Source organism: Marinomonas pontica (assembly GCF_026191375.1).
Classification (GTDB): Bacteria; Pseudomonadota; Gammaproteobacteria; order Pseudomonadales; family Marinomonadaceae; genus Marinomonas; species Marinomonas pontica.
Map to the genome: position 1 here is coordinate 1 of NZ_JAODTL010000057.1, position 20,502 is coordinate 20,502.

Here is a 20,502-nt window from a genome sequence, read left to right on the forward strand (position 1 = left end):
ATGGTCTGTTGGTGGACGATCCTCATGGCCATTTGTTGGGTAAATTCACGGCGGAATATGACAATATTTATCAGCACACTCAGCGTGTGGCGTCTTATGCTGATTTCGAGGCGATGCAGGATTATCCATTGAAGACACAGCGTTTGCTGAAAAAGATCATTCGTACTCGGGCGGATCGATTGTTAAAACGTATTCTGTAGTTGTGATTGCCGTTGTAACGGCTCGGCAGCAAAACAAAAAAAGCGAATTCTAGGATTCGCTTTTTTTGTTTTTTGGTTTGTGTTTTTTGGTGGTTCAAGATCGTGAAAGTTGGCCGATTGTGTTATTTCTCCTTTAGGTTTTTCTGTACGGTAGCGGAGTACCAGTCTAGGAAGTTGATGACACCAAATTCGTAGGTTTCTGAATACGGCCCCGGCTGGTAGCCAATGGAGTTGATGCCAAGTTGGTTACGCTCACCCAGCACTTTGTCTTGTTCGTTGGTGGCGTCCCATACTTTGCGTAGGTTGTCGGTGTCGTAGTCAACGCCTTCTACGGCGTCTTTGTGGACGAACCATTTGGTGGTGACGATGGATTCTTGGGCTGAAATAGGCAATACGCGAAACACGATAAAGTGGTCAGATTGCATGTGGTTCCATGAGTTTGGTAGGTGCAGGATACGCATGGAGCCTAGCTCGCGGTTTTGTATTCTTCCCAGTGTTTTGGTGCAGGCTTTAGTGCCGTCCATAGTCATCACTTCGGTGCCTTTTTTCAGTGGCATGCGCACGATGCGGTTACGCTGTACGGCGCCGAAGCTTTGGTGTTTGTGAGGAATGCCTTCTGCGTCCCATTTTGCTGCTTGAGCGTTGTAATGGTCGTGAAAGTCTTGTGGTGCGCGCGGGTCTTCGGTGTCGTCCCACTCTAATAGTGTGTTCAGCAGTTCTGGGTGATTGCCGGCGCAGTGGTAGCATTCACGGTTATTTTCTAGTACCAGCTTCCAGTTTGCGCGTTCGTACATGGTGGATTCTACGGCGAGTTTGGTGTTCTCAACGTCATAAGGTTCCATGTAAGCGTCCAGCGTGGCGAGGTAGTCGTCAAAGCCGTCTTCTGGTTCGGTTTTGCCTAGGCAGATGTAGATGAAGCCGCCGCCGGTTTTGCAGAATGCGGATTTGAGCCCGTGTTGCTTCATGTCGAAATCTTTGTTCATTTCGGTGCCCGCAAACAGTAGGTTGCCTTTTAAGTCGTAAGTCCATTGATGATACGGGCAGACTAGGTTGGCGACTTTGCCTCGGTGTTCTGTGCAAATAACGGAGCCACGATGACGGCAGGTGTTGTGAAAGGCGCGAACGTTACCTTCGCCATCTCTCACGATTAATATTGGGTTTTGCCCAACTTCTACGGTGAAGTAGTCGCCTTTTTTTGGGATTTCGCTGGTCATACCAACAAATAGCCATTCTTTTTGGAAGACTTCTTCCATGTCTATTCTGAACATATGTGGGTCATTATAAAGCTGAGCGTCTAGTGAATAATTGCTAGGACGTTTTTCTAGGATCTCGGCCATGGTGATTTTTGCTTCGTTTAGGGAAGCGTGACGAACATTCAGTAAATCGTGTTGATTCATCTTTCTGGACCTTCATGACAAAAAGATTGATGGGCTGCATTTGCGTTGTGTGTGAACGACGAAGCTATAGTCGCTTAATCGCTTCCTCAGAAAATGACCATTCACGACATACGGTGATACATAAATCGACTCGCAATGGCTTGGCTGGTCTAGGTTTGGTCGCTATGAGCAACTAATTGTCGTTTAGAGTTAATTTGCTTAATCCGACTGCACCCAAAATGGCTCGAAAAGGTGTTATGCCATTTTAGGTACTCTACTTCAATTAAGAGATTTCAATATGACCAACTCTTCGACTGCTATGGTAAATGCTGATTATTTAGCGCCGGTAAATACTCAAACTTGGGTAAACGGACGACACAATGTCCGTTGTGTGAAAGTCATTCATGAAACATGGGACGTCAAAACGTTTTGTTTTATGGCTCAGCAGCCAGTGATGTTTTTCTTCAAGCCGGGGCAGTTTGTTACCTTAGAGTTGGAGATTGAGAATAAGCAGGTGATGCGTTCTTACACGATTTCGAGTTCGCCTTCTGTGCCGTACAGTTTTTCCATTACGGTGAAGCGTGTGCCTGGCGGCGAGGTGTCGAATTGGTTGCATGAAAACATGACCGTGGGTTCAGAGTTGGCGGTTCATGGGCCTGTTGGACAGTTTAACTGTATCGATTTCCCTGCTGAAAAAGTGTTGTTGTTGTCGGGTGGCGTGGGCATTACGCCGGTGATGTCGATGGCGCGTTGGTGGTTTGATACGAATGCGGATGTGGATATGACGTTCATCCACAGTGCGCGTTCCCCACGAGATGTGATTTACACCCGTGAGTTAGACCACATGGCGGCGCGTTTGGACAACTTTGGGTTGTATTTGATTGTCGAGCGCATGGAGAATGGCTTGCCTTGGCAGGGGTATCGTGGCTACTTGGATGCGGCGAAGCTGGATATGATTTCGCCTGATTTTATGGAGCGTGAGATCTTTTGCTGTGGCCCTGCACCGTACATGCGGGCAGTGAGGAATCTGCTTGAGTCCAGAGGCTTCGACATGAGCCACTACCATGAGGAGTCTTTTGGTGCGACACCGGCAAGTGTGGTGGAAGACGCTATTGAGCAGGCGGAAGTGGCTCAAGCTGAAGCCGATGCCGTAAATCAGGAAGATTTAGTCCGTGTTGAGTTCACTGGAAGTGGTAAGAGCATTCAGATTGCCGCGGGCGAAACGCTTCATACGGCGGCGGCTAAACTGGATCTGATGATTCCTAAGGCCTGCGGTATGGGTATTTGCGGAACGTGCAAAGTCTTGGTGAAGGAAGGGGAGACTCAGATGGATCATAATGGTGGGATTACAGACGACGACGTCGAAGCGGGGTATGTGCTGTCATGTTGTACTGTGCCGAAGTCGAACGTGGTGGTGGAATATTAATCGGCACTATGATGTATTTTTTATTAAATAAGCGTTCAATAAAAGAGCAATCTTGTTCTATATTAGTGCATGGTGTTAAGTTTTACGAATGGGGGAAAACGCGGTGTCGTTTTTCATCCGCTTTGAATGCGTAAATAGACGATATGATGCCTTGGATTTTGTATCTCCTTAAAAATAATAAAAGTATTTCTCGGTAGCATAAGCGAATGTGGTCTGGATTTTGCCTAGCTTAAGGGAGTACACATATGAGGACACTAATATGGTAATGGCGAATGGCTCTGGTCTTGCTTTCGATGCAAGAAGCACAACAAAAGTAGGTTTTTTATTGCTCGATCATTTTACGATGATTGCGCTTGCTTCTTCCATTGAACCGCTGCGTATGGCGAATCAGTTATCGGCAGAGGAATTGTACAGTTGGAGTCTGATTTCTGAGGATGGAAAATCAGTAACCGCTAGCGATGGCTTGAGTTTGGCACCAGATATGTCCATTGAAAACAGCGCCGAGTTTGATCTTATTATCGTGGCGGGCGGTATTGATATCACTCGAACCTTTACTGCGAAGCAAGTGTCTTGGCTGACAAAGCAATCTCGTAAAGGGGTTCAGCTTGGTGGTATTTGCACCGGTGCTTATGTGCTGGCCTATGCGGGGTTGTTGAACGGCTATCAATGCAGCGTGCATTGGGAGTGTTTGACGGCACTGCAAGAAACCTTTCCGAAAGTGAACTGCAACAACAAACTGTTTTCCATCGATAAAGACCGTATGACATCGTCTGGCGGCAGTGCGCCCATGGACATGTTTTTGAATATGATGACGAAACAGCATGGCCCTAAGTTATCGAACGCTATTTCTGATATGTTTATCTGTGACCGCATTCGTAATGAATCGGATCAGCAGCGCATGCCAATGCGCCAGTTTAGCAACGTAGGAGTGTGTACGCCTAAGTTGGTGGATGTGATTGAGTTAATGGAAAACAATTTGGAAGAGCCGATAGAGTTGGACGAATTGGCGACCTTTGTGGACGTGTCTCGTCGTCAGATTGAACGGATGTTTCATCGTCATTTGGATTGTTCTCCGTCGCGTTTTTATTTGCGTTTGCGACTTGAGCGAGCGCGTAAACTGTTGAAGCAATCGAACATGTCTATTGTGGAGATTTCGATGGCGTGTGGTTTCATTTCGACGCCGCATTTTAGTCGCTGTTATCGTAAGCACATTGGCGTATCTCCTCGCGATGAGCGCAAAACCGCGTGGAAGGGTGAGGTGCCTGATCTTGCTGTGAACGCTGAGTCTGGTGACGCCATTGTGTATATTCCTCATGCTCATGATGCACTCAGTCATTCTCACACTGAACCGAGCTATGGGTCGGTTGTCGTGTAGGGTGTCCCGCGTGTTATGACGTAAAAAAGCCTGACCCTTTGTTAAGAGTCAGGCTTTTTTGTGTGATGTAAGCGGCTGCTAAGCAAACCTTACTGGCAGTAGATTAATACTTCTTTTCCAATTTTTCCTCGTTGTTCACAGTCCCATTGATCGTATTGGGTCGTGTCTTGTGCCGACTGAACCATAAAAAAGGGTTTTTCCTGCAACGGCAGCCAAGTGCTCACATCCGCAACGCGCTGTTTTGCTTTGCCGGACGAATAATATTGACCAGAGAATGGGCGTTTGTGTAGGTAAAACAAGTCGCTTTGTGTGGCTTCTGGCTGTTGTTTCCAAACGGCAAGTATCTTGTCTTCCGAGCGTTTGGTTACCCAATCAAACTGCATGGCACTGATCAGAGCAATGAGTAAGATCGGCGTGATAAATCCTGCTTTATAAAGCCAAGTCGCGAGCGGACGTTGAGTGTGTAAATGCACGACCAAAAGCGCCATCGCTGGTAAGGCAGGCATCACGTAGCTGGCCAATATGTTGCCTGAAAAGCTGAATAACAGCATTGGGGACAGCATCCAAAACAGTAGGTAACTACCGAATCCATCGGCGCTTTCTTCTATGTCCTTGTCTTCTTTTATAGAGCGGATCCATTGCCAAATGAGTAATGGGCTCCAAGGTAGCATTGAAATCAAGGCATAGACCCAAATGGTGCCGCGCGTACGTTCGTGAGCGGTGCCATACAGGTCGCCTTGCCAGCCGCTGACAATGAAGCGTTTGATGTGTTCGCCGACAATGAAGTAGTCTAAAAAACCCGGTGTTCTGTATTCTGCAATGGCGTACCATGGCACTGAAATAACCAGAAACACCAGTGTCCCATACCCCCAAGGCAATAACTGCCAGAGTCGCTTCCAGCGACCATTTGGGATCAGCCATATGGTCAAGCTGATGCCGATTAATACGATCGCCAAGGGGCCTTTGGATAACATGCCCAGTGCTAAGCCGACGAAAAACAGGTAGCCCCAATGTTTGCCTTTGTTACGCCAAGCCTGCCAAAAGCTGATCATGCTGAGCGCGATCGAAAAGGTGAGTGCGGTGTCTGTCATTACTGCGCCACTGAGCACGATAAAAGACACGGTAGACGCCAATACCGCTGCGGTAAACAGGCCGCTGAGAGTGGACTGAAAGTAGTCTTTTGCCAGTTGATAGGTTAGCCAAATCACACCGACACCGACAATAAGATGCGGAACACGTGCGGCGAATTCGTTTATGCCAAATAGGCTGAATCCCACGCTGCTTAGCCAAGTGAAAATGGGCGGTTTTCCCCAGAATGGGATGTCATAGTCGAACATGGGCGTGATCCAGTTGCCAGTTTCGAACATGATGCGAGCCATTTCCCCATAGCGCGCTTCCGTTGTGTCCATAAGCGGATACAGTGATAAAGAAATAAATCGTAGCACTAGGCAGCTAATCAATAAGGTTAGCGCCCATTTAACTGAAGGCATTAGTGTCGTCATTTTTGGCATTACTCAGAGTCCACAGTATGAAAAGTTGGTTTAGTTGTGGCGTCTTCCATTAGGACGTACAAAGGACGTTGTTTGGATTCGATAAACAAACGGCCGATGTATTCTCCCAAAACACCAATGGACAGCAGCTGAATGCCACCCAAAAATAAAATGATTAGCATGGTCGAAGGGTAACCTGCTACTGGATCGCCCCACACAATGGTTTTCGTGAAAATGACCAATGCCATGACAAACGCAATGGCGGATGTTGTTAGGCCAGCCATGGTCGCCCAGCGTAATGGCTTTGTGCTGAACGAGGTGATGCCTTCCAGTGCCAAATGGATGAGTTTCGGATAATTCCATTTGGTGTCGCCCGCTAATCGTGGGTCACGATCGAAAGTCAATATTTTGCGGGTGAAGCCTGGCCAAGCAAGTAGCCCTTTCATAAAACGAGTGCGTTCTGGCAAGGTGTTGATGACGTTGACGACTTTTTGATCCATAAGACGAAAGTCACCCACGTTTTCCGTGATGGGGTGATCGCTTATTTTTGACATAAAACGATAGAAACAATGGGCCGTGGTGCGTTTGATCCAGCTTTCTCCGTGTCGCTCGCGACGTTGCATTTCAACCACTTGGGCGCCTGCTTGCCACGCTTCAACCATGGCAGGAATGTATTCCGGTGGATCTTGCAAATCGGCATCCAATAAAATAACACAGCGTCCAGAGGCCGATTTCATGCCGGCGCTCATGGCGGCTTCTTTGCCGAAGTTTCGGCTGAGGCGAAGGCATCGAATCTGGTGTAATGGGTGTTTTAGTTGGCTGACCAATGCCCAGCTGTTGTCTTGACTGCCGTCATCGATATACAGAACTTCACAGTGTTGGTGAAGTTGATCAAGCGCGTCACAAACGCGTTGGTGACAAATGGTGAGTACATCGGCTTCGTTTAAAAAAGGAATAATCACCGTAACCAAAGGTTGCGCTTTTGTGACTGGCTTTTTTACAGGTTCACTGTGTGCATATTGTCTATACGGAATGGCGCTCATTTATTGACCTCCAGATACGATGAAAATTCATTTGAGCATCGTAAAGTGGCCTGTGTCGCAAAAAGGTCGTTCACTTTATTTTCATGTCTTTATGTGACAATCTGATTCCATAAGCTCATTTCTATTTGAGTGATAAATGATGCAGGGCTAAGACAAAAATGAAATTACTGTTAGTAGAAGACCATAAAGACATTGCGGGCGTGATTTTTGATTATTTTGAGATCAAAAATTATGTTTTGGATTATGCGAGTAATGGCCTACAAGGGTACGAGTTGGCAAAATCCGCCCATTATGATGCGATCATTCTGGATGTTATGTTGCCCAAAATGGACGGTCTCACAGTCTGTAAATCATTAAGAGAAGCGGGGATCGACACGCCCATTTTGATGCTCACCGCGCGGGATACTAAAGACGACATTGTGGCGGGCTTCGACCATTTAGCCGACGATTACTTGGTAAAGCCGTTTGATTTGGAAATATTGGACTCTCGATTGCAAGCCTTGGTCAGACGTCGTAAAGGCAGTGTTGCCAATCGTATATTGAGCTTTGGTCAGCTTTCGTTGGATATGAATACTCGTGTGTTGCAGCGTGAAGGTGGCCGATATTCATTGAACCCGTCTCAGTACACGATTCTAAAATGCCTGATTCAAAAAGCCCCTGATGTGGTGTCAAAAGATGAAATTTGTGATGCGTTATGGGGGGACGAGGAGCCGGATAGTAAAGTCCTGCGCAGTCATATTTATCAATTACGCAGCTTAATTGATCGCCCATTCGACCATGCGTATTTACGCACTGTGTCTAAAGTAGGCTATCGTTTGGTCGCCGAAGGTGATGAATGAAACAAATTAAAACCGCAAAACAGCTGACGTTTACGTATTTTTCTATCGTGGCGTTTGCCATTATCGCGTTTCACTTTTCTATGTTTACGTCGATGATAGAAAACATAGAGATGATTTACGCTGAAAATCGAATGTTGAAAGACAAAAACACGGCGGTGTCATTGTTGAATGGAACACAAAAAACGCATGTGTCCGTTCCGCCATTTTCGGAAGTGTATGTAGGGAAAGAAAACTTGCCTCCCGGCATTGTGTTGGCCGCCAATATCATTGATGACCAGCCGTTTGAGCTAGACGAAGACTCTGACACCACGGAAGAAATGTTTTCCATGCGCTCGCAAGTGATGTTGAACGGTGAGATGAAAGAAATCTACGTCATTCATTATGACGAAATTTATGAAATATCCGAAGAGCAAATGTTTGAAACGCAAAGTACTCAGCTGATGCTGTCTTTGCTTTTACTGATTGTCAGTTTGTGGGTGGTTATGCGAATTTCTGACCGCTTAACCAAGCCGCTGTCCCTGTTGTCTCAGCGTCTTGGTGAGCGCAGTCCTGCTAACCTAAGTGCGATCGAATTGCCTGAAGGAGCAGCGACGCGGGAAATTCGTCAATTGGTGGATCGCTTGAACAGCTATCAAATACAGATTCGTGATTTGATAGAGCGAGAGCGGGCGTTTAATCGCTACGCTAGCCATGAATTACGAACGCCTCTGATGGTTATGAAAGGTGCGACGACGTTACTTGGCAAATCCGATTCAAAAGCCTTTTTGGAGCGTCAACGCGCACGAATGATTCAAGCCTGCCAAGAAATGGAAGATTACATAACGACCTTGTTGTCTCTGACGCGTGATGAAGATTTGGACACCATCGCAACACGCACGGTACAGCCGAGTGAACTAGAAAAATATCCGGCAAATGCATTTGGGCTACGTGATGGCGCCTGATGTGTCGGTGAACGTGGTGCTGGAAGGGCAAATCATCACGAAACTCCCCATTCCGACTTTTCATATTTTGGTGGGAAATCTGGTGAAAAATGCGTTGGCGTGTACCGAAGAGGGGCGGGTTGATCTGGTTGTTTCAGACAATGTCTTGTCTGTTGTTGATACGGGTTGCGGCCTAAGTGGCAAACCGGGCGGCGAGAGCTATGGGCTGGGGCTGATGATTGTTCGGGATATTTGCGAAAAATATAAATGTACGTTTAGTTTGCAAGATAATGAGTTGGCCGGTTGCACTGCAAGTGTGGTGTTTCCTGTGTACCCATAAGTGGATTTACGGCGCTGGAAAACGCTTGTTTGCTGGTAAATATATTGAAATAACAGATAGATTAGATCCAATATCAGCATAAAACAATCGAGTTTTTTGATGTTATTATTTCTCTTATATTGATAAAGATGTTGATGGAGAAGATTCTGTGAGTTCACCAATTTTAAAACGTATTCCGTTGCAAATGTTTTGGCCAACGTTTGATCCTTTCCTATTTTGTGCATTTCATAACGATACTTACCCTAAAGCAAATGGGTCTATGGGGCCAGATGCACCACTGAGTAACCGTCCTTTGGGGCAAGATTTTGGTGGTATTGATGGCTGGCGCATGTATCACGGAAAAAGTATTCCAGGTTTTCCAGCGCATCCGCATCGCGGGTTTGAAACGGTCACGATCGTAAACAAAGGTTTTGTGGATCACGCGGATTCAATCGGTGCCGCTGGGCGCTATGGCGAAGGTGACACTCAGTGGATGACTGCGGGCGAAGGTGTGCAGCATTCTGAAATGTTCCCTTTGTTGAATGAGGAAGGCCCTAATCCGCTGGAGCTTTTTCAGATTTGGTTAAACCTGCCAAGTAAGAACAAAATGGTACCGCCGCATTTTACCATGCTGTGGAATGAAGACACGCCAGTGGTGAGTGTGGCTGACAGTCACGGTCTAGAAACTCAAGTTAAAGTCGTGGCTGGGGCGTTTCAGAATGTTGATCCTTCGCCATGTCCACCAAATTCATGGGCAGCGGATAGTCAGAATGATGTCGCTATTTGGTTGATTGATTTACCTGAACAAGGCGAGTGGACTTTGCCAGCGGCAGCCGCGAACCTGAGTCGTACGCTGTACTTTTTCGAAGGTGAAAAGGTGGCATTGGATGAAACGAACGCCTCTATCAATGAAGCTTTTGTCCTAAAAAGCGATGCGCCTTTAGTACTGAAAAACAAGGGCAAAAAAGCCCGCTTCTTATTATTGCAGGGTCGTCCTATTGGCGAACATGTCGAGCAGCATGGTCCTTTCGTGATGAACACCAGAGCGGAGCTTCAGCAAGCTTTTAACGACTACCAACGAACGCAGTTTGGTGGTTGGCCTTGGCCTCGTCACGACCAAGTGCACGATAAGTCAAAAGGCCGTTTTGCTGAGCATGGCGAGGCGTCTTAAATAATGGCCTTGGGTGTTTTTCTTTGTGTAAACGGATGCGTTTACGTGTCTAGTTTGGCTGGGGAAAAGACCCAAAAGCGCGACAAAAGATAGTTCAGTATCATGCCGATTAACACGCCGGGTACCATCGCCATATATGGCCACAATTGCTCCAATGTGGAATCCGAAAAGCAGGGGTTGCGCCATGAGTGCAAGGTAACACCCCCAGTTAGGAATGAAGGCAATCAAAGAGCCGCCGATAAATTGCATCCATTGCAGTGCGGCGGCTTTTTTGTTGTTGGGCGATGTCGTGTGACGAAACGTCATTGTTCGGTTCCACCACCAATTCGAGGTAGCGGCAACCCAAAAAGCCAGAGCACGGGCGGCAATGTGAGGCAGCCAAATGGAAAGCAGCAGCATACTGGCAAGATCGACCAAAAAGCCGATGCCGCCAACAAGGGCAAAACGTATAAAAGTGTGTTTAAAAAGTCGCTTCATAATGCCATTCTAAAGGCCTGCATATTAAAAAAATATGAAATTTAACGAGCTGAAAATAACAAGGAAGCCATTATGCCCTATGTCAATATACGAATTACTGATGAAGGTGTGACCAAAGAACAAAAGCAAGCACTGATAAAAGGCACGACGGATTTGCTGGTGGATGTGCTTGGCAAAAATCCCGCGACGACGGTGGTGGTGATTGATGAAGTGAGCACAGATAACTGGGGGATTGCTGGCGAGCAGGTCACCGAATTGAGAAAAAAATAGCAAAATGGATTCCTAATAGGAATCCAAAATATAAGTTTAATTCCTTTTACAAATACTTTTCTTAACCGCATGCTAGCGCTTTCAAATGACTCTATAAGGCGTTGGTATGTGGATCTTTATTACTCTGTTTGCGGCGGGTTGTCAGTCGGTTCGAACGGCGTATCAAAACACTCTGGCTCGTGAAGCTGGCTTCTTACATGCCACGATGGCGCGGTCTTTATATGGTTTGCCATTGGTCAGTGTGTACCTGGTTATTTGTTGGTCGCTATTTGGTTGGGTATCAATGGCTAATAATCTGCGCTTTTTCATTGCTGCCAGTGTGTGCGCTGTTGCACAGATTATGGCGACGTATTTTATGTTAAGAGCGTTTCAGTCCGGCAGTTTTGCCATGGGAACTTTATTGGCGAAGACCGAAGCGGTGCTCGCCGCCCTGATTGGCTTGCCTTTATTGCATTACACTCTGACGATAGGGTCATGGGCTGGTATATTTTTAGGTGTATTGGGCGCGGTTGTCATGAGTGTGAAGTGGAAGAATATTAGACAAGCGCATAAAGACATCTCTTTGTTGCTTGGGTTAGCAAGCGGGCTTTGTTTTGCGATTACGTCTGTTACGGCGTCGATGGCCAGTCATGCTTTATCGGGGGCGTTAGTAACCAGTGCTGGCGTGACGCTTTGGTATGTGTTGGCGTTGCAGTCTATTATTCTGTGCGGTATTCAGATGTATAAAAGCAAAGATTTGCTGGCTCCTTTTAAGCATGAATTTGCGCTAAGTTGCAAAGTAGGAGTGTTGAGTTCTTTGGGTTCTATTGGTTGGTTTACAGGCTTTGCGTTAGTGAATCCGGCTTTGGTGAAAACGTTAGGGCAGATTGAAATAATTGGCACTCTCTACTATTCGAAAGTACGCTTTGCCGAAAAAATGACAAAGCAACAGTGGGTTGGCGGCGCTATGATTTTAATGAGCGTTGTTTTAGTCGTAACATCGACAGTGAAGTGAGGAATGCATGGAACCTAATAAGATCAATTACGTAGAACTGCCAGCACGAGATTTGGCGTTAAATAAAGCGTTTTTCAGTCAAGTGTTTGGTTGGGGGTTTACAGATTACGGTGCGGAATACTCTGCCTTTGAAAATGCGGGTTTGGATGGCGGATTTTTTCAGGCAAATTTTTGCTCAAGGCCACAAAACGGCGCGGCGCTGGTGATTTTGTACAGCAATGAGTTAGAGGTTGTCTTTGAAAAAGTACAGGCAGCAGGTGGGACGATAGAGCAGGTGATCTTTGATTTTCCGGGCGGACGTCGGTTTCACTTTCTTGATCCGTGTGGCAATGAATGGGCGGTGTGGAGTGAGCCAAGCGAGTAAAAAGAATGGCCTTTGCGCGCAAGTGAAAAGGCCATACATGATTATGTTGAATCGTTATTGCGGTGTGAATTCGCCGCAATAATTGATATTCCACTTTTCCAATATGCTGTAATAGTGTTCGCCTGTTGCGATCAACCAGTGAAGCTTACTGAACGCGGCCTCTAAGGTCATGTCTCTGCCACTTAAGACATTCATCGACGATAAAATCGATCCTGCAGCGTACGCACCTTGGGATACGCCGCCATGCAAGCATTGCGTTAGGTTGACGATGTTTTTCTTGCGCAACATGGCTTCTGTTAAGAACGACAAAAACGCCGGATTTTGATCGGGCACATTGCCGGCGCCGTAGGTCATCAGCACGATGGCTTTGCAATGGTCATCGTCTAATACGCTTTGGTAGATTGACGCTGGCTGGCTAGGGTGCAATGTGATTACTCCAACGGCGCCGTCTTTGAAACTGACAATGTTGTTGTCCAGCGATGAGTGTGGGTTCGTGGTGTCGCTCTGGGTCATGCGATTTGGGTATAGCTGAACGTCAATCGCAAGTTCTCCAAGCAGATCGTCATTTGGCGTATGGAACGCTTCAAAACGGCCGCTGCTGATTTTTTGGATCCGATTACCGCGCATGAGTTTGCCATCAAATACTAGGCTCACGTCCGCAATTCTATGGGAAACCGCCAGCGATAACGCCGCTTGCAGATTGGAGGTGGCATCGCTGCGGTTCATCCCCAGTGGAATTTGTGAGCCTGTTAGGATGATATTTTTCGCACAAGCTCCTAGCATGAAGGACAACGTCGAAGCAGTGTAAGCCATGGTGTCCGTGCCATGTAAAATGACAAAGCCATCGTAATCCTGCCAATGTGTCGCCAGAATAGACGCTAATTTTGTCCAGTGCTGAGGCGTGATGTTGGCGCTGTCTATTAGTGGTGAAATTTCCAGCACTTCAAAAGAGGGTAGTGTGTTTATGCTTAACCCTAATGCCATTTCGATGCGCTCTTGCAAGCCAGAAGCAGGGGCCAAGCCCTGCTCTGTTTGCACCATGCCTATGGTGCCGCCTGTGTATAAAATTAGAACTTGAGCGCTCATATGACCACCTTGCTAGGCGACAGCATGGACTGTGGGCTGAGTAAAATGTTCACTTGCTCCTCGGTAAGTAGGTTTTCTTCGATGACCAAGGCTTTCACGGTATTGCCCGTATGCAGTGCCGTATTGGCAATGCGGGAGGCGTTGGCGTAACCAATGTGCGGAACCAACGCCGTAATGATGCCAATGCTGTTTTCAACGTGACCTGCACATACTGCTTCGTTGGCCGTGATGCCGCGTATGCAGCGTGTTTCCAGCATTTGGCAGGCTTCTTTGAGCATTTTTAACGAATTGAGTACGTTATAAATGATCATGGGCTCCATGGCGTTTAGCTGTAACTGGCCAGCTTCAGCGGCCAGTGTCACCGCAAGATCTGAGGCAATGACTTGATAGGCGGTTTGGTTCATTGCCTCGGGAATCACTGGGTTTACTTTGCCAGGCATAATAGAAGAGCCCGGTTGCATAGGAGGTAAATTGATTTCGCCTAAACCGGTTCTTGGTCCGCTGGATAGCAAGCGTAAGTCATTGCTCATCTTGCTTAGTTTGATCGCAAGGCGTTTTAAAATCCCAGAAAAGAATACGAATGCGCCCATGTCGGAGGTGGCTTCGACTAGGTTGCTGGCAGGGACAAGGGGTTTTGTTGAAATGGTGGCTAATTTCTCAACGACCATTTTAGCGTAACCTTCCGGTGTGTTGATGCCGGTGCCGATGGCGGTGCCACCAAGGTTCACTTCGCAAAGTAGGGTGCAAGCTTCGCTGATGCGATCAATGTCCTCGCCAAGGGTAACGGCAAAGGCATCAAATTCTTGGCCTAATGTCATTGGTACGGCATCTTGCAGCTGCGTGCGCCCCATTTTCACTATGTGCGCGAACTCGCGCGCTTTGGCTTCTAGCGCTTCCTTTAGTGAGGCAAGACTGGGGACAAAGTTGTCTGCCGCAAATTGAATGCCTAGGCATGCCGCCGTTGGGTACGCATCATTTGTGGATTGTGAGCGGTTTACGTCGTCATTTGGGTGTAGGTATTTGTATTCGCCCTTTTCATGACCCAATTTCATTAAGGCAATGTTGGCAATGACTTCATTGGCGTTCATGTTAGTTGATGTGCCGGCGCCGCCTTGAATAACGTCGACAATGAATTGTTCGTGATATTGACCTTGGATTAAATCTTGGCAGGCATAGACAATCGCATCGGCTTTTTCGGCCGACAACAATTTCATTTCTTGGTTGGTTCGAGCCGCCACCGCTTTTACCATGGCCAGCGCTTTAATCAGTTCAGGGAAATGCGAGATAGGGACGCCAGTGATCGAAAAATTCTGAGCAGCGCGCAATGTTTGTATGCCGTACAGGGCGTCAACGGGAACGTCCATATTGCCAAGTAAATCGTATTCAGAGCGAGTATTCATGATGATTTTCCTCGATGTCTCACCGAAGTACGGTGAGACGTCTGCTAGGTTGGGTTATGGTTGGTTTTTTGTGTTGTCGTTATTTGGCCAAGATTCTTGGTCTAGATCCAAATCGGCAAAACGGTTTGCTTCAAATGTGGGGGTGTTATTGCCTTGCTTACGTTGATCGTCAAAATCTTTCATGACGCGTTTGGCGACTTTAAACAGCAAGGCGAGCGCGAATAAGTTAACCAGTGCCAATAAGCCCATGCTTAAATCTGCAAACGCGAACACTGTGCCCAGGTCAAGAATGGCGCCGGTGCAGCAAAGGCAAATGATGATGACGCGGAAGGCGTTCATGTAGAAGCCATGATTGTCTGATTTGGTTAGGTAACTTACGCTGTTCTCGCCCAAGTAGTAGTTGTATAAAATCGTACTAAAGCCAAATAGCAGCAGAGCGATACTAACAAACATGCGCCCATAATCGCCCATGTGCGTCGCTAATGAGGCTTGCGTTAGTGCAACGCCTTGAACGGTGTCTGTACTGCTTGGGTCATAAGCACTGCCAAGAAGAATGATCAAAGCGGTACAAGTGCACAGTACGATAGTGTCGATAAAAACAGAGAAGGCTTGAACAATACCTTGGTTAGCTGGGTGCGGAATATACGCCACAGCGGCTACGTTTGGCGCGCTACCAAGGCCTGCTTCGTTAGAAAAAAGCCCACGTTTTACGCCCATCAAAATCGCTGCACCAATGCCGCCGCCAAAGGCAGGCTCTAGTCCAAAGGCGCTTTTTACTATCATAAGTAACGTATCTGGAATGGCTTCTAGGTTCATGGCTAGAACAATCAGGGCAATCAGTAAGTAACCGCCTGCCATAATAGGAACCAACACTTCAGCAACTTGCGCGATGCGCTTTACGCCGCCAAAAATAATTAGGCCAACAATGAGGGCCATACCAATGCCGCTGTAGTAAGGTTGGATGCCGAAAGCGTCTTCTAATGACGTTGCGACAGAATACGACTGTAATGTGGTGAAGGCGATACCAAACGTTGCCAACAGCAAGATGGAATATAAGACAGAAAGCCATTTCCAGTTTTTGCCTAGACCGCGCTCAATATAGTAAGCAGGGCCGCCACGATACGTACCATCGTTCTCTGCCTTTTTATATGTTTGCGCCAGCATACATTCCACGAAGCTGGTTGCCATGCCCATTAGGCCAACCACCCACATCCAGAAAATCGCGCCTGGGCCACCAATCGTAATGGCGACGGCCACACCAGCAATATTGCCACCGCCAACGCGGCCGGCCACGGATAAGATTAAGGCTTGAAATGAGCTTAAGTGTTTGCCATCGTCTTCATGGTGTTTGGCCGTCAGAATGCCAAACATGTTGCCAAAATAGCGAAATTGCACAAAACGGGTCGCAACGGTGAACCAGATACCAATGCCGATTAATACGGCGATAAGAACCTTGCTCCAAAGCAAGTCGGTGAGAAGGGATAGCATGATAGGTTGAGCTCCTATTTTTAGATTTATTATTGAGAAAAACTGAGTTTGTTAGAGTGCTCATTGGAACGAAAAAACAGTCAGAAAGGGAGTTCGTAAAAAGGTACTTTGTGATGCTATTTGATGCTTTTCGAGTATCAAGTAGCATCATTTTTGGCGTGTTTTTGAGAGGGTTATTGATTACACTGACGCTTTCTAGTGGTGGAAATGGGGTGGATTAAAACATGGTTGAAAATCTAGCGTCGAATTTGCAGTTGTTGTGCAGTTATTACAAATCGGTAGCAGATGTATGTCGGCGCTTGAATATTAATCGTGCTCAATTCAATCGTTACTTAAATAGCACCACAGTACCCAGTAACAGTACGCTGCGACGTATTGGTGAGTTTTTCGGGGTGGAACCTGCTGAAATGATGCTGTCAAGTGTAGAGTTCGCGCAATTGGTACAGTCTCGTCCAATCCGCCTGAACGACGACATAACAACCGTGTCGCCTGAGCAGCAGCAATTTAATGTGCTTAATGAGTCTGGTCAGCACGGGCTATCAAAGTATTGTGGCTATTATTTTGAGTATTATTTTTCCATGGCTTGCCCTGGGAAAATTCTAAGGACTTTGGTGCATATAGAGTCACAAGGTGACAAAACCTATTACCAGCGTACTGAGCGTTTGAATCCCAGAAATGCAAAAAAGTCGTTTCATGGTATTTACCGAGGTGTGGTTCAGCTGTTGTCAGACCGGCTTTTTTTAATCGATTATGAGGTGCAGACTCACGTTGAGATGACGCAAACGATTCTGTACCCATCGTTTCGAAATCGTGTTGAGCGCTTGACCGGTTTGCGTTTGGGGGTGTCGGGCAGTGGCGAGAGAGCGCCTTGTTGCGTGCGCGTGGTGTATGAATATTTAGGTAAAAATATCAACAAACAGCGTGCGGTGGCTCAATGCGGGTTGTATGACATTAACGATGACGAGTTGGATGAAGATATTTGCCAGTCTATCACTAATGATATGAACGAAGGAGACTGGCATTTTAGGGCGCGGTTTTAAGCGTCTTTAGTGTCGATTGTTTCTGACGCTTCGCTTGTTTCAATAGCTTGGATATCTGCTGCGTCGGTTTGATTGGCAGCGGCTTCGGCTTCCATTTTTGCGCGTTCAGCTTTAGAAATGTATTTAGGCTTGGCTTTTTTGGGTTCGCCTTTAGGTTGGCCTGCTTCATACGCTTGTCGTAAATGTCTTTGATTTTTTTGCGGCGATTCATGTGTATTCCTAAAATGATGCTGTAGACCGATGCGCAACAGTAATAGCACATGGGGCTTGTCTTGTTAATGGTCCAAGAATGACATTCAAGGAACGAAAAAAAAGCCCTGATCAACGATCAGGGCTTTTTTATGTTGGTACCAGTAGGCGGACTCGAACCGCCACACCCGAAGGCAACGGATTTTGAATCCGTCGTGTCTACCAATTCCACCACACTGGCCTTGAAAAAGGTGAGGCGTATAATAGATGTTTTTTAATATTAGTCAACACATCTTTATAAATAATTTTATCTTTTTACGAAGGTGTTGCTTGGAAGTACCTTTTTCAACGGATTTTCGCTAGAATACTGGGTCATTTTTTCTAGGTAGTTTTCTTTTCATGCTCGTTTCAGATTATCACTTTGATTTACCCGATTCTCTAATTGCCAACTATCCCACGCCAGATAGAACCGCGAGTCGATTATTGCATCTCGATGGTCCTAGTGGTGAGCTTGCGCATCGTCAGTTTCCGGATGTGCTGAACTTGGTGCAGCCTGGTGATTTGATGGTGTTTAATAACACGCGTGTTATTGCGGCGCGTGTTTTTGGGCAAAAGGAATCCGGCGGAAAAGTGGAGATCTTGATTGAGCGTGTGATTAACACCAACGAGGCGTTGGCGCATGTTCGTGCGAGTAAATCGCCGAAAGAAAACAGCAAGCTGATTTTGGGGCAAGATAAAGGCGAGCAAATTGAAGCCACTATGCTGGCTCGGTCTGGCGTGTTGTTTCATCTTGTTTTTAATGAGCCGGTTTTGGATGTGTTGACTCGAGTGGGGCACATGCCGTTGCCTCCATACATTGAGCGACCGGATGAAGACAGCGACCAAGAGCGTTATCAAACGGTTTACAATCAAAAACCCGGAGCGGTGGCAGCACCTACAGCGGGGCTGCATTTTGATGAGGCGTTACTTGAAAAACTGAAGGCAAAAGGGGTTGAAACGGCATTTGTTACCTTACATGTCGGTGCTGGGACATTTCAACCGATGAAGGTGGAAAATGTGCAAGACCATATAATGCATGCAGAGTATGTGGAAGTTGAGCCCAGTGTGGTTGAACAGGTAAAAGCCACAAAGGCGCGTGGTGGTCGAGTGATTGCGGTTGGGACGACCAGTGTACGCAGCCTTGAATCGGCGAGTCAAAGTGGTGAAATAGCGCCGATGAAGGACGACACCAGTATCTTTATTTACCCAGGTTATGAATTTAAAACCGTGGATGCGTTGGTGACAAATTTTCATTTGCCAGAATCCACGTTGATTATGCTGATCAGTGCGTTTGCAGGCTACGATCATGTAATGGCGGCTTATAAAGCGGCAGTAGAGCAGAAATATCGATTTTTTAGTTATGGTGATGCCATGTTTATTACACGAAATGCGCAGGCCAAAGGCCCGCAAAGTGAGGAATAAGACGTATGTCTGATAAGCGTCCAGAATGTTTTATGGATTTTGAACTTCACACTACGTCAGGGAAGGCGCGCAGAGCGACTTTGACGTTTCCACGTGGGAAGGTTGAAACGCCCGCTTTTATGCCTGTTGGTACTTACGGTACGGTGAAAGGCATGTTGACCAAAGACATTGAAGAAATTGGTGCCGATATTATTTTGGGTAACACGTTTCATCTTTGGTTGCGTCCGGGGACAGATGTGGTGAAAGCCCATGGAGATTTGCATGATTTTACCCAATGGAAAAAGCCAATTCTGACGGATTCCGGTGGATTTCAAGTCTTTTCACTTGGCGAAATGCGTAAAATTACGGAAGAGGGTGTTAGCTTTCGTTCGCCAATAAATGGCTCTAAAGTATTTTTAAGCCCTGAAATATCCATGCAAGTTCAGCGTGACCTTGGCTCTGATATTGTAATGATCTTCGACGAATGTACGCCTTATCCGGCAACACCGGAAGTGGCAGCTAAGTCCATGCGCATGAGTTTGCGTTGGGCGAAGCGCTCGAAAGACGAACACGGAGATAGCCCGTCTGCTTTGTTTGGGATCATTCAAGGCAGCATGTACGAGAACCTTCGTGATGAATCCTTAGAGGGTTTGGTTGATATTGGGTTTGATGGCTATGCGATCGGCGGATTGTCCGTGGGCGAGCCGAAAGACGAAATGATGAAGGTGTTAGACCACACTACACCAAAAATGCCGGCCGATAAGCCTCGTTATTTGATGGGCGTTGGCAAGCCAGAAGATTTGGTTGAGGGTGTTCGTCGTGGTGTGGATATGTTCGATTGTGTTATGCCTACGCGTAATGCTCGTAACGGACATTTGTTTACATCGGATGGTGTGGTGCGTATTCGTAATGCGCAATATCGTCATGATGTGGGGCCATTAGACAAAGAATGTGATTGTTACACTTGTAAAAACTTTTCTCGGTCTTATTTACATCATTTGGATAAGTGTCAAGAAATGGTCGGTGCTCAATTAAACACCATTCATAATCTACGATATTACCAAACGCTCATGGCGGGATTGCGTAAGGCGCTCGATGAAGGTAGATTTGACGCCTTTGTTGACGAGTTTTATGCAAAGCGCGGCTTAGAAACGCCGCCTTTGAGTGAATAATAAACAAAATATGCATGTTCTTAACGGTAAGAACGGCGAGAGTTTCATAAACCATTGGAGAGTTAACTCATGATCGCATTGATCTCACCAGCTTACGCTGAAGGCGGCGCACCAGCAGATGCAGGTATTTTTAACCTAGTGCTTCTTGCTGGCTTCGTTGTTATTTTTACTTCCTTATGTGGCGCCCACAAGCGAAACGTGCAAAAGAGCATAAAAACTTGATTGCATCATTAGCGAAAGGCACTGAGGTCGTAACTGGCGGTGGTGTTCTAGGTAAAGTATCTAAAGTAGATGATAACTACGTAGTGCTTGAAGTTGCTGAAGGCGTTGAAATGAAATTCCAAAAGTCTTCTGTTGCTGCTGTATTGCCTAAAGGAACGTTAAAGTCTATTTAACTTTCTCAGAAAAGCGCCTTTTTAGCGC

General features: G+C 46.6%; 20 protein-coding genes, 1 tRNA gene and 2 pseudogenes. 14 read left to right on the forward strand and 9 right to left on the reverse strand.

Annotated features, from left to right (window positions below):
* A pseudogene (gene pssA / locus N5P32_RS16930) lies at positions 1 to 200 on the forward strand (CDP-diacylglycerol--serine O-phosphatidyltransferase); the annotation flags it as partial.
* Positions 201 to 322: 122 nt separating this feature from the next.
* Here pssA and N5P32_RS16935 read toward each other — a convergent pair.
* Positions 323 to 1,597, reverse strand: coding sequence for an aromatic ring-hydroxylating oxygenase subunit alpha (locus N5P32_RS16935; protein ID WP_322783889.1), 1,275 nt, complete (start codon positions 1,595 to 1,597; stop codon positions 323 to 325).
* A 277-nt stretch (positions 1,598 to 1,874) separates the two neighbouring features.
* Here N5P32_RS16935 and N5P32_RS16940 point away from each other — a divergent pair, with 277 nt between their 5' ends.
* Both N5P32_RS16940 and gbdR read left to right on the forward strand, forming a co-directional pair.
* Positions 1,875 to 3,002, forward strand: coding sequence for an FAD-binding oxidoreductase (locus tag N5P32_RS16940; protein WP_265730189.1), 1,128 nt, complete (start codon positions 1,875 to 1,877; stop codon positions 3,000 to 3,002).
* 259 nt (positions 3,003 to 3,261) lie between these two features.
* Positions 3,262 to 4,377, forward strand: a complete 1,116-nt coding sequence (gene gbdR, locus N5P32_RS16945) for a choline metabolism transcriptional regulator GbdR (protein WP_409371114.1) — start codon at positions 3,262 to 3,264, stop codon at positions 4,375 to 4,377.
* An 89-nt stretch (positions 4,378 to 4,466) separates the two neighbouring features.
* Here gbdR and N5P32_RS16950 read toward each other — a convergent pair whose 3' ends face one another.
* Both N5P32_RS16950 and N5P32_RS16955 read right to left on the reverse strand, forming a co-directional pair.
* Positions 4,467 to 5,867 (reverse strand): ArnT family glycosyltransferase, encoded by a 1,401-nt coding sequence (locus N5P32_RS16950; RefSeq protein ID WP_265730190.1) that lies wholly within the window; start codon positions 5,865 to 5,867, stop codon positions 4,467 to 4,469.
* A 20-nt stretch (positions 5,868 to 5,887) separates the two neighbouring features.
* Entirely contained in the window at positions 5,888 to 6,910 is a 1,023-nt protein-coding gene (locus tag N5P32_RS16955; protein ID WP_265730191.1) for a glycosyltransferase family 2 protein, read from the reverse strand.
* Positions 6,911 to 7,068: 158 nt separating this feature from the next.
* Between N5P32_RS16955 and N5P32_RS16960 the strand changes: the two genes are divergently transcribed.
* The 4 genes from N5P32_RS16960 (at position 7,069) to N5P32_RS16975 (ending at position 10,159) form a co-directional block, all read left to right on the forward strand.
* On the forward strand, positions 7,069 to 7,749 hold the full coding sequence (locus N5P32_RS16960) for a response regulator transcription factor (protein WP_265730192.1): 681 nt from the start codon (positions 7,069 to 7,071) through the stop codon (positions 7,747 to 7,749).
* Positions 7,746 to 8,690, forward strand: a complete 945-nt coding sequence (locus N5P32_RS16965; protein ID WP_265730193.1) for a histidine kinase dimerization/phospho-acceptor domain-containing protein — start codon at positions 7,746 to 7,748, stop codon at positions 8,688 to 8,690. Before N5P32_RS16960 ends, N5P32_RS16965 begins: the two co-directional genes overlap by 4 nt.
* Position 8,691: 1 nt before the next feature.
* Complete coding sequence (locus tag N5P32_RS16970; RefSeq protein WP_265730194.1) at positions 8,692 to 9,009, forward strand: ATP-binding protein; 318 nt, start codon at positions 8,692 to 8,694, stop codon at positions 9,007 to 9,009.
* Between the two features lie 148 nt (positions 9,010 to 9,157).
* Positions 9,158 to 10,159: a pirin family protein gene (locus N5P32_RS16975; protein ID WP_265730195.1), complete on the forward strand. Its 1,002-nt coding sequence runs from the start codon at positions 9,158 to 9,160 to the stop codon at positions 10,157 to 10,159.
* On the opposite strand, the gene N5P32_RS16980 is transcribed toward N5P32_RS16975, so the two are convergent.
* Positions 10,121 to 10,636, reverse strand: a complete 516-nt coding sequence (locus N5P32_RS16980; protein WP_265730196.1) for a GtrA family protein — start codon at positions 10,634 to 10,636, stop codon at positions 10,121 to 10,123. The genes N5P32_RS16975 and N5P32_RS16980 overlap by 39 nt on opposite strands.
* Before the next feature lie 72 nt (positions 10,637 to 10,708).
* Between N5P32_RS16980 and N5P32_RS16985 the strand changes: the two genes are divergently transcribed.
* From N5P32_RS16985 to N5P32_RS16995, 3 genes are all read left to right on the forward strand, one after another.
* Positions 10,709 to 10,906 carry a 4-oxalocrotonate tautomerase family protein gene (locus tag N5P32_RS16985; RefSeq protein ID WP_265730197.1) on the forward strand — a complete coding sequence of 66 codons (198 nt, stop codon included), beginning with the start codon at positions 10,709 to 10,711 and terminating at the stop codon, positions 10,904 to 10,906.
* Between the two features lie 106 nt (positions 10,907 to 11,012).
* Entirely contained in the window at positions 11,013 to 11,900 is an 888-nt protein-coding gene (locus tag N5P32_RS16990; RefSeq protein WP_265730198.1) for an EamA family transporter, read from the forward strand.
* A 7-nt stretch (positions 11,901 to 11,907) separates the two neighbouring features.
* Positions 11,908 to 12,264 carry a VOC family protein gene (locus N5P32_RS16995; RefSeq protein WP_265730199.1) on the forward strand — a complete coding sequence of 119 codons (357 nt, stop codon included), beginning with the start codon at positions 11,908 to 11,910 and terminating at the stop codon, positions 12,262 to 12,264.
* Between the two features lie 54 nt (positions 12,265 to 12,318).
* On the opposite strand, the gene N5P32_RS17000 is transcribed toward N5P32_RS16995, so the two are convergent.
* Genes N5P32_RS17000 through N5P32_RS17010 form a run of 3 tightly spaced genes read right to left on the reverse strand, consistent with a single transcriptional unit; the run spans position 12,319 to position 16,238 of the window.
* A complete protein-coding gene (locus tag N5P32_RS17000) occupies positions 12,319 to 13,350 on the reverse strand; it encodes an asparaginase (RefSeq protein WP_265730200.1) in 1,032 nt (343 codons plus the stop codon).
* Entirely contained in the window at positions 13,347 to 14,750 is a 1,404-nt protein-coding gene (locus N5P32_RS17005) for an aspartate ammonia-lyase (protein ID WP_265730201.1), read from the reverse strand. The genes N5P32_RS17000 and N5P32_RS17005 overlap by 4 nt, the downstream gene beginning before the upstream one ends.
* 54 nt (positions 14,751 to 14,804) lie before the next feature.
* Positions 14,805 to 16,238, reverse strand: a complete 1,434-nt coding sequence (locus N5P32_RS17010) for an alanine/glycine:cation symporter family protein (protein ID WP_265730202.1) — start codon at positions 16,236 to 16,238, stop codon at positions 14,805 to 14,807.
* Between the two features lie 224 nt (positions 16,239 to 16,462).
* On the opposite strand from N5P32_RS17010, the gene N5P32_RS17015 reads away from it, so the two are divergent.
* Positions 16,463 to 17,278, forward strand: a complete 816-nt coding sequence (locus N5P32_RS17015; protein WP_265730203.1) for a helix-turn-helix domain-containing protein — start codon at positions 16,463 to 16,465, stop codon at positions 17,276 to 17,278.
* Here the strand turns inward: N5P32_RS17015 and N5P32_RS17020 are convergent.
* Positions 17,275 to 17,538: a DUF2986 domain-containing protein gene (locus tag N5P32_RS17020; RefSeq protein WP_265730204.1), complete on the reverse strand. Its 264-nt coding sequence runs from the start codon at positions 17,536 to 17,538 to the stop codon at positions 17,275 to 17,277. The two genes, N5P32_RS17015 and N5P32_RS17020, sit on opposite strands and share 4 nt — an antisense overlap.
* 85 nt (positions 17,539 to 17,623) lie before the next feature.
* Positions 17,624 to 17,708 (reverse strand) — tRNA-Leu (locus N5P32_RS17025).
* Positions 17,709 to 17,866: 158 nt separating this feature from the next.
* Between N5P32_RS17025 and queA the strand changes: the two genes are divergently transcribed.
* The 3 genes and pseudogenes from queA to yajC all read left to right on the forward strand — a co-directional run bounded on the left by queA (position 17,867) and on the right by yajC (position 20,474).
* Positions 17,867 to 18,928 (forward strand): tRNA preQ1(34) S-adenosylmethionine ribosyltransferase-isomerase QueA, encoded by a 1,062-nt coding sequence (gene queA / locus N5P32_RS17030; RefSeq protein WP_265730205.1) that lies wholly within the window; start codon positions 17,867 to 17,869, stop codon positions 18,926 to 18,928.
* Positions 18,929 to 18,960: 32 nt separating this feature from the next.
* Entirely contained in the window at positions 18,961 to 20,079 is a 1,119-nt protein-coding gene (gene tgt / locus N5P32_RS17035) for a tRNA guanosine(34) transglycosylase Tgt (protein ID WP_265730208.1), read from the forward strand.
* Between the two features lie 69 nt (positions 20,080 to 20,148).
* Positions 20,149 to 20,474, forward strand: a pseudogene (yajC, locus tag N5P32_RS17040) (preprotein translocase subunit YajC).
* Positions 20,475 to 20,502 lie beyond the last annotated feature (28 nt).